The following is a 9,738-nucleotide window of genomic DNA, read 5'->3' on the forward strand; positions in this document are numbered from 1 at the left end:
TATAGATAATTCAAATAAAAACTACAGCTTCGACTTCGCTCAGCTAGCTTACACCGAGGGCTGAGCGAAGTCGAAGCCCGTCTACAAGTTATTTAAAACGACTATAGCTGCCATTACCTGTATCAGGACACAATAAAAACCCAAGAAGAGAAGGTTGGCGCAAAGCGCCAACCTTCTCTTCTTGGGAATGCTACTTACAGCAATGCCTGCATTGCTATGCTTTGTGAGATTTTTGTCTGCGACTAATTTCTCTTTTAGCAAAGAAAGCTCCAGCCAAACCAATACCCATAAAAGCCGCAGGAACGGGAACGGGTTGAGGATTGGAAGAATCGATCACAGAAATTGCACTGTCTGTATCGGCAATGAAACTCAGGTTACTACCCGTGGAGAAGCCGCTATCCCAATTAATGGTTAGAGCCGCATAAAGATCACCAACCGCAGGCTGACCGACAAGGTTAACAATATTGCTATAGGTAAACGAGGTCGGCGACGATCCACTTACTGGGGTGAAATCCCATCCAGCAGCAGAACCAGGCGTACCAGGATCGGGATTAGTTCGGTCAAATAAGGTGGAACCAGCGATCGCATTAATAAATAAGGAGGAAATAGTTTTGGACGAATTGTTGCTAAAAGTCCAAGGATTGCCAAAGGTATCGCCCGACTGAGACAAAGTCCAGCCATCAGCCGAAGCTACACCACTGTAGAAATTAATTGCAGACCATACCCCCGTACTGGTTGTATTATCGGCAAAGGTAACCCTTACTTGCATACCAGCAGAGGCTCCGCCCATAGTTGAGTAACCTGTCAAAGCAGAAATAGTTGCTGCTTGGGCATTACCAACAATTCCGAAAATCGATGCAACAGACAAAAATGCAGAAGCAGTCAATAACTTTTTCATAGGTTTTACTCGCTAAAATTCTTAAATTAACTAACGTTTAGTAGATTTCTATCCCTTTACCCTAGTATTCCCCTATCGAACTTGCGTTTTATCACAAGTCTAAAATTTAGTTGAGACTTACAATCCTACAAATTTATTTAAAATAAGTTTTTCCTAAATGACAGAAAGATACAAAAAATCACGATAATATCATTAAACAATGATAAAACTAATGAAAAAAAGTTTTTTAGTCAGTTGCATTCTGCTTTTAAATGTCCTCTCAGCGCCCTTTTCTGCCCAAGCTCAATATTCAGGCTTAGGAAAGGATAGCCTTGATCCTGCCACAATCAAACGTTATGCACCAACTGCTTTACCCGCCAATGTCACTCGCCCGATCGAGGCTATCCTCGATGTGCGATCACCTGGGCTCGGAATGGTAACTCCCGATGGCAAGCAGATGTTTTTTACTTGGAGCATTACGGGTACGGTTCAGGTTTGGAGACTGGATGGAGCGCAAAGATTTCCGATCCAGGTGACGGGCGGACAGGATGCCACGACGATCGCAGGGATAACTCCCGATGGCAAATATCTATTGCTATCACGCGATCGCCAAGGGGAGGAAAATCCAGGGCTTTATTTACAATCAACTAACGGCGGAGCATTAGAGTTAATTCAGCACCAAGCAGGTGTACGCACTTTACTGCAATATGTCGGTAATGATTCCCGCACGATTTATTTCAGTGCCAATGACATCAAGCCCGACTCATCGGTCATATATCGCTACGATTTGCAAACCAAAAAAAAGGTGCAAATTTCTGGCGGTGAGGGGATTTGGTGGATTGCCGATGTTTATGTGAACCCTCAAACAGGCGATCGCGAAAAATTTCTCTTTGCTAAAGCCACAGGTAGCCAATCCCGCGAATATTACGAATATGATGTCAAGACTCGTCAGACAACACCTCTGATCGGTCAAAACGAAGAGCAAGAATACAGCATCAAGTATGGAGCCTATAAGGGTGAATATTTAGTCTTAACTCCCAAGTTTGGCGAGTTTCGTCGTCTTTATCGTTACCAAAATCAACAATTCACCCCGATTACGCCCGAGATCAAAGCGGATATCGCCAGCTTTAATATTGATGACCAACGCCAACGCATTCTCTACACAATTAATGATGGTGGCTACAACCGCTTGCAGGCGATCGCGGCGACAACCTTTGAGGCGATCTCGCTTCCCCAATTTCCTAACGCCGATCATGTTTACGCGGGGCAAACTACCCGTAACGGAAGATTTACAACCCTTGGTGTGGAAACCGCAAAAGCTCCACGCCTTAGCTATATTTATGATTGGCAAACCAATCGACTCACCCAATGGTTATTGCCTAGTACCCCCGAAATTGACACGAGCAAGTTCGCAGTAGCTAAGTTAGAGAGCTATCCCGCAAGAGATGGCGCGACAATTCCCATGTTTGTTTATCGATCGCCCCAATGCGAAAATTCGCCTCAAAATCCTCTCAAAAAGCCCTGCCCCATAATCGTGCATTTTCATGGAGGGCCTGAAGGACAAAGCATCCCTGGATTTAATCGTTACGCTCAAATATTTGTCAATGCAGGATTTGTATTCGTCGAGCCCAATGTGCGCGGTAGTGAGGGCTACGGCAAAGCTTGGCTCAATGCCGACAATGGAAGCGATCGTCTCAAGGTAATCACCGATATCGAAGACGCATCGATTTACCTTCGCAAAAATTGGCAAGTCAACGGCATCACTCCCAAAATCGGTATTCTCGGTGGCAGCTATGGAGGCTACGCCGCCCTCATGGGCATGTCCAAATTTGCAGGTAGCTATGATGCAGGCGTATCGATCGTGGGCATTAGTAATCTGATTACATTTTTAAATAACACCGCTCCCTATCGGCGCATCCTGCGGATCAGTAAATATGGCGATCCCGTCAAAGACCGTCAAGCTCTGATCGACTTATCACCAGTCACCTATAGCGATCGTATCAAATCGCCCCTACTGATCATTCAAGGAGCAAACGATCCCCGCGTCCCCGTTGGGGAAGCTGTCCAAATTCAAAAAATCCTCGAACAGAAAAAAATCCCCTCACAACTGGTCATCTTCCCCGATGAAGGTCACGGCTCTAGCAAGCGCAGCAATCAAGTCTTAGAAATTGGTTACACTCTAGACTTCTTTAAAAAACATTTGCAAAATTAATCATACCAAAACACAAAATGGCTACGCCATTTTGTGTTTTTAAAAACCTTACTGGGTTTGATACCAATTTCCGAAAGTGTAGCCACACTTTTGGAAATTGGTATCAAACGTGAATTCGGGATCATTTGAAAAGGCTTTGAGAGAAGGTTTGCGTGACCAACCCTCTCTCAAAGACCAAAAGTAAAAGCCTTGCTAAGCAAGGCCTTTACTTTTGGTCTTTTAAAATTTGCTAGCTTAACCCGAACTGACGTTAATCAGTGCCACCGCCTGTGGCGGTGGCATTGATTAATTCTTCAATACTTCTTTATGCGAATTATAGGCTTGCACGATTCGCGTTTCAGGATCGATCCCCTCAAAAGTCGGAGGGATCCAGACCCTCACCAACAGCAGTACGGCTAAAACTAATAGAAATCCACCCGTTGCCAAGATCTGAATCCAAGGAGTTTCTAGGACACCGCGTACAATCACCTCTCTCAGTACGGAAACAATGGAAACCTCGACGGCTACACCGATCGAAACCCGATGTTCTTGCAAGTAAATAATCAACAATCGAAACAACTCAACCAAAATCAAGACAAATAAAATATCCGCAGTTATGGCATGAAAGTTGAAATTTGATGGTGACAATAGCGAAGTAAACATAGCCTTGAGCTGAAATACCATCACCCCAAACAATCCGAGACATAAGGAGATCACGATCAAGTCTTGGATGGATTCTAAAGCCCGAACGATAAAATTGCGTTCGATCCATGTAATTGATTGACTTGATAGCTGACTAGGTGACTTTTGCATCAATTTCTCCTATTTTCCTTATTTTGACGAAGCCCAATTCCTAAGTTCGTAAGTAATTTAGTATAGGTAAATCCTAACGTAAGAACCTAAGCCGCTTACTAAATAAGCGACACAGGCTTTTAAGCTTGAAATTTATCTATGCTTAGCTACTCAATTAAGTTTATATTATATTTACAAGAAATATATATCAGGATTCCCTATATAAGTGATTACTTAAATGGTTTCAGACTCAAAACCTAAGCAGGGAAGTACGCGATTCTCTGCTTAGGTTTTATAGCTACAGTCACTTGAATTAGGACAAATCAAAACCCAAGAATTAATTGGCGGCGCTTAGCGCCGCCAATTAATTCTTGGGTTTTATGTCCTATTACACTTGGCGACAGCTATATGTATAGCTACAGTCACTTAACTTGGCTCGCGATCGCTACCAAATCAGAAGAAACAAGAGTAAAGTAAGAAAAAAGAAGACATTGCTAAGCAATGTCTTCTTTTTTCTTGCTTTTTAAAAATTAAGGCAAGGATTTATAAGTAGCTAGGCTTAATTAATTAAAGATCCAAACCTATAAAGTTGCGCCCCGCAGGGGCGCAACTTTATAGGTTTCCGACGGACATCGTTAACTATTTAGCACTAACAAAATTAAGAGTTAACTTTTCCGTAAAATACACCGCGAATGAGGACTTCTTTAGGTTCGACACCGCCAAGGTCATTGTCAGAAGTTTGCTCGGTCTCAAAAGTACCAGCAATTTCGCCAGTATCGGCATTGAGCTTAGCGATTTGTAAAGACATCGTACCTTTGGAGGTGGAGTCATCCTTAACACTTCTGTTATCAAAGGAGTTACGCTTTGCAGGTAATGCTTCCGCAGAATCATATCCGATCGCTAAACCACGTCCCTTAGGATCGATAAAGCCAGAACCACGATAGGTGGGAACATCAGTAGATCCAATGAAATCAACCGATGTCGTGATGCCATTGACTCCAGGAGCAGTGGTAGCCTTGAAACCTTTGATAGTGAATAGAATCGCTACCAGTTCGCCACCAGGCATTTTAACGGTGATGGGCTGATAGTCTAGACCATCGGTTTCGATTAAGTTAAGACTGCCATCGGCGTTACCCGTAACCTTTGCCTTTACAAAGTCGAGACTCGAGGTCGAGCGTGTCATCAACTTGCTAGCTACAAACTCAGGTTTTTTCCGCTTGTTAGAGGATTCCTCTTTAACAAAAAATGAGGTTGGTTCTAAGCAAAGGTCTGTGATTTCTACAGATTGACCAACTCCAACAGGGATAAAGTTACGCCCCCCGCGAGAAGAACCCAGAATGTCCGAACATTTATTAGCTAAGCCAGTATTTACAATTTGGTCGTAGGTCAAGCCTGGCTCAACTGCAGCGATCGCATTGATTGCAAATAGACCGCTTGCCGCTAACATACATAAACTGATACACAATGTAAAAATTGCTTTCGTAAAACTACGAAATTTCATAAATAACCTCTTCTTAATTTAACGGGATTTAACAGGATTTAACGGGTAGTATCTTAGAGTTAGGACAGATAGCGCAAAGCACAGACTATGATAACTCTGTTAAAAATACGATCTAGTTTGGGATTTTAAATTGAGATCGTTAAGGAGTTGGTGGTGCTTTAGACTAGCCATAGAAATAAGCCCGCCAAAGACACTTACATTTGTAAAATTCCAATCATCATATTATCGCGCACGAGGGTACTTAGCTTGGCACAAACTGAAATCCAATCACAGAAACAATCACAACAGGGACAAACTGATGATTTGTCTGAACTGGAGCAGCTTACCGATCGCCTATGGGAGACTGCTCAAGCTCAGCAGAGTAGTTCAGCCAATCTTTTGCAAATTTTGCGAGTCCTCGAAGCACTCCATAAGCGGATTCGTGACGATTTGTTTCAACCATCTTTACCCACTAGTCGGCATGAGCTTTTTAATCTTCTACGCGATATCGAAACAAATGGTGGCTGGCCGCATATCTATCGGATGAAAATCAATGAGATTTGTCGATATTTAGAACAACCCGAAGAGCCTGAAGAAGCCACCAAGGGTTAAAACTAAAGGAAATTTCGAGGTGATTTTTGAGACGATTTTTGAGGCAAATTCCAAGTTTGTACCAAAAAACAGAAGAGGTGTAAAAAACCTCTTCTGTTTTTTTTGAGATAAGTAATGCCAATTAACGAAAGTGTGACAACAATTTTGTGAATTATAGCAGTAGCCAGTTATGTTAGGACAAAAACAAAACCCAGAAGAGTGTTGCGGCGCTTCTCGCCGCAACACTCTTCTGGGTTTTATGTTTTAACATAACTGGCTATAGCTATAAGAACCAAGCCTCGCAAGGGGTTTCAAGTTAAGAAATGCCTACGCCATTTCTTAACTTGGTATAACTGGGCTTAATTAAATATGAAAACCTAAAACCTGCGGCGCGAGCTACGCGTGCGCCGCAGGTTTTAGATCTGGATTTTAATTATGCTGAGGTACTTATTCGGACTAGACGCGACGGTATTGCTGATAAGCAGCAAAAAATAGTCCGCCAAGGGTAATGAAAATAAGACCGAGGCAAATGCCCGACAAAATTGGTTCTACCATAAATATTTATTAAACTCACTAATCCTATTTAGTTTAACGTCAGTTCGGGTTAAGCGATCTACAATTTTGCAATGTAAGCCAATCTCGCATCGCCATGTCAGCATTATATAGCAGTAGCCAGTTATGTTAGGATAAAAACAAAACCCAGAAGAGTGTTGCGGCGAGAAGCGCCGCAACACTCTTCTGGGTTTTATGTCTTAACTTATTGGGCTATAGCTATACCAAGTTCAAAATGGCTACGCCATTTTGAACTCTGAAAATCCTTACTGGGTTTGGTTTTTAATTCACAAAAGTGTTGTCACACTTTCGGGAATTGGTATTACAGTCCTTTAAGATTTTTTAGGCTCTCAGGTAAGATATTAGTCCTATTGATCGGTGTGGTGGGCGCTTCTGGGACTACCACTGGTGACTTTGGCGTATCTCCTTCTCCAATTGGCATATTTGATTGAGGCTGCACTAGAAATAGTTGCTCAGTACTTTCATAGAGTTTTTGTGCCAACAGATCGTTTGCCGCTTCAGTTAAATGGATCGGATCGATAAAAGCCTGTTGATTTGTATCTTGAAAGACCTGATAGAAATTAACAAATTTGGACTTCAGGGAACTACTGTTAAGAGTTTGTTCTGCCAGTTTGTAAGCATTAGCAGCGCGATCGCTATATTCTTTGCCCAAGGATTTGAGAATACCTTCTTCCTCCTTAGTTAAGGATTTTTGCTTGCCAGTGATCTCGGGCTGAAGCACGATCAAAGAAGGGATACCATTAGCCAGCTTGATCATTTGCTGCGTATTGTAAAGATAGCGATCGAGCCTTTTTTGGAGTTCCTTGGGATCTTTAGCCAGTTGTTCGGCATTAAAGGTTTGGTATTCAGAACTAAATACGGTGATATCGGCAGGAGCCACCCATTTTTGCCATGCCTTGACTAGGTAAAGCGAATTTAACCAATTATTAAATTGCTGGGTTTGATGCTGTCGATATTGAGCGATCGGATCGCGTAACATTTGCTCGACGTTCCCGATTTCGCGAGCAGGTTGATTGCTAGGCGATCGCATATCTTCGTAACCATCCAAAATCAGCAAGGCGTTGGGATTATAGGCAAGCGCTCGATGGGCTAGTAAGGCCAGTTCATTGCCAGAACTATATCCAGGAGCGGCGGCAGCAATCACACGATAACTACCATCACGGATCCTTGGGGGCAAAGCTCGCATTGCCTCAATTTGATCGGCAAAGTAGGGTATTTCCTTAGGTTTAAACTTTTCAGGGCTGCTATTTTGAGCGCGAACGCGATCATTCAGCAATTTCTCAATTTTAAATGCCAAAGCCTTTTGGTTCTTTTCCGCCATGTTTGTAAAGGCGGTAGAGCCACCCACTAAAAATATGCGGATCTCATTAGCAGGCTTTTCGATCGGAACAGATGAATCTTGGCGAAAGCCCTGATCGTTGATTTGCCAATAGTCGCTACTCTGACTGGGTAATATTTCGTAGCCCAACAGAGGACTACGTTTTATATGCAACAACCCTGCATCGGGCAGCCCAGGATAGTTATTACCATTGGAATCTTGCAACTTAAATGCATAGGACTGGGCGATCGCTACAGTTTTATTGGGGACGAGTTGGTTAGTACTGCCAGTTGCTAAAACGGCTCCTCGTGCGATCAGTTCTGCCAATATCAACAGTAAAGGCAAACCAACAAAAATAAGGAGTAGGGTGTTCCGCAACCAAGATTTGCGCTTGGATTGCCAAGAGGGAGTATATCGGGGTCTACGCATGACTAGGCTACTGGTGTGCAGCTTTAAAGCTTATAACAATTTTTATATCAATCTTCAGAAACTTACATAGCCTATTGCCAAGAAAGGCAAAACAAGTTTTTTTATTGATGTAAGTAGCTAAGCATAAGTAAACTTTAAACCTAGAAGAGCGTACCGCCCGCAAAGCGGGCGGTACGCTCTCTGGTTTTGGTTTTTAATTATGCCTAGCTGCCTATATTATTTCAATTGAATTAGTTCGATCTTATAGCCATCGGGATCTTCAACAAAGGCTATTTCGGTAGTCCCATGCTTCATCGGTCCTGGTTCCCGCGCGATCTTGCCACCTTTTTCCCGAATTGCATCGCAGGCTGTATAGATATTTTCCATACCCAAAGCAATATGCCCGTAGCCCGTACCGATGTCATAGGCATTGGTATCCCAATTGTGAGTTAACTCGATTACGGCATTGCTAGATTCATCGCCATAGCCAACAAAAGCGAGGGTAAACCGCCCATCGGGATAATCTTTGCGACGTAAGATCTTCATGCCGAGGACATTGCTATAGAAATCCAGCGATCGCTCTAAATCACTAACCCGAATCATCGTATGTAAAACACGCATTTTGGTTTTCCTCTAAACTTAAGTAGTTATACCAATCTTATCGCTACAGTCCCTTGATTTAGGACAAATCAAACCCCAAGCATTGATTGGCGGCACTTCGTGCCGCCAATCAATGCTTGGGATTTATGTCCCGATCTAGCAATTTTCGATCAAAAAAATATCAAAAACTTTTCTGCAAGTGTTGCTTCGCAACACTTGCAGAAAAGTTTCTTGGTTTGGATTTGAGCGCAAAGCGCCGTAAGAGTTTAGCGATCGTAGTCTTCGTCGTCTAAGCTTTTAGGCTCGACCAACCAGTCAGAATTTTGACCGCCAATAATAACTTCCTCGATCGCCACATATTCCTTGTCAAACTGGCGCAAGGCATTAACTAAGATATCGATCGCGATCGCATCGGTTGTTCCTAGGTCAACCCAACAACGCGCCCATTCATTTTCGTATTCGAGATCGGTCATATTATGCATGACTGACATCATCTCGTCCTCGGCAGCTTGGTTGTCATAGTCGAAGTAACTGACATCCACACCCGTTTCCTGTACCTGCATATTACAAGCATTGAAACCACCTAATTTGCCCAGTAAAAACCAAGAATTAAATACTTCGTCTAAGAGTTGCTTCTCTGACTGAGAAGGAACCTCATTAAATTTTATCCAGATCCATAAATCAAACCAGTCGCATTCTCGAAATCTAACTTCCATAATCAACTTGCAGACCTTGCAACAATCTCAATACAAACAAAAAGGACATACCCAACTTATAAGTAGTTAAGCATAATTAAAAACCAAAACCAGAGAGCATACCGCCCGCTGCGCGGGCGGTATGCTCTTCTAGGTTTTAAGTTTACTTATGCCTAGCTACTTCCTAATTCGCTTACTATAGCTGTCGCCAAG

Annotated in this window: 9 protein-coding genes; 2 read left to right on the plus strand and 7 right to left on the minus strand. The window is 42.8% G+C overall.

The features are described from left to right. Window positions 1-214: 214 nt before the first annotated feature. The gene (locus AC805_RS13020; RefSeq protein ID WP_055075837.1) at window positions 215-898 is read right to left on the minus strand and encodes a hypothetical protein; all 684 of its coding nucleotides are present in this window, start codon (window positions 896-898) and stop codon (window positions 215-217) included. A 211-nt stretch (window positions 899-1,109) separates the two neighbouring features. Here AC805_RS13020 and AC805_RS13025 point away from each other — a divergent pair, with 211 nt between their 5' ends. Beyond that, complete coding sequence (locus AC805_RS13025; RefSeq protein WP_055075838.1) at window positions 1,110-3,089, plus strand: prolyl oligopeptidase family serine peptidase; 1,980 nt, start codon at window positions 1,110-1,112, stop codon at window positions 3,087-3,089. Between the two features lie 285 nt (window positions 3,090-3,374). Here AC805_RS13025 and AC805_RS13030 read toward each other — a convergent pair whose 3' ends face one another. Together AC805_RS13030 and psbO are read right to left on the minus strand one after the other, a co-directional pair. Then, window positions 3,375-3,881 carry a phosphate-starvation-inducible PsiE family protein gene (locus AC805_RS13030; protein WP_009626354.1) on the minus strand — a complete coding sequence of 169 codons (507 nt, stop codon included), beginning with the start codon at window positions 3,879-3,881 and terminating at the stop codon, window positions 3,375-3,377. A gap of 637 nt (window positions 3,882-4,518) precedes the next feature. Then, window positions 4,519-5,361, minus strand: a complete 843-nt coding sequence (gene psbO / locus AC805_RS13035; protein WP_009628648.1) for a photosystem II manganese-stabilizing polypeptide — start codon at window positions 5,359-5,361, stop codon at window positions 4,519-4,521. A gap of 246 nt (window positions 5,362-5,607) precedes the next feature. Here psbO and AC805_RS13040 point away from each other — a divergent pair, with 246 nt between their 5' ends. Then, a complete protein-coding gene (locus AC805_RS13040) occupies window positions 5,608-5,952 on the plus strand; it encodes a hypothetical protein (protein WP_055075839.1) in 345 nt (114 codons plus the stop codon). A gap of 435 nt (window positions 5,953-6,387) precedes the next feature. Here AC805_RS13040 and petG read toward each other — a convergent pair whose 3' ends face one another. The 4 genes from petG to AC805_RS13055 form a co-directional block, all read right to left on the minus strand. Then, the gene (gene petG / locus AC805_RS24725; RefSeq protein ID WP_071590170.1) at window positions 6,388-6,486 is read right to left on the minus strand and encodes a cytochrome b6-f complex subunit V; all 99 of its coding nucleotides are present in this window, start codon (window positions 6,484-6,486) and stop codon (window positions 6,388-6,390) included. Window positions 6,487-6,805: 319 nt separating this feature from the next. Beyond that, entirely contained in the window at window positions 6,806-8,251 is a 1,446-nt protein-coding gene (locus AC805_RS13045; RefSeq protein ID WP_055075840.1) for a hypothetical protein, read from the minus strand. A gap of 216 nt (window positions 8,252-8,467) precedes the next feature. Beyond that, window positions 8,468-8,851: a lactoylglutathione lyase gene (gloA, locus tag AC805_RS13050; RefSeq protein WP_055075841.1), complete on the minus strand. Its 384-nt coding sequence runs from the start codon at window positions 8,849-8,851 to the stop codon at window positions 8,468-8,470. Between the two features lie 245 nt (window positions 8,852-9,096). Then, window positions 9,097-9,546, minus strand: coding sequence for a DUF3531 family protein (locus AC805_RS13055; RefSeq protein ID WP_009626896.1), 450 nt, complete (start codon window positions 9,544-9,546; stop codon window positions 9,097-9,099). Window positions 9,547-9,738 lie beyond the last annotated feature (192 nt).

It is taken from the genome of Pseudanabaena sp. 'Roaring Creek' (genome assembly GCF_001402795.1).
Classification (GTDB): Bacteria; Cyanobacteriota; Cyanobacteriia; order Pseudanabaenales; family Pseudanabaenaceae; genus Pseudanabaena.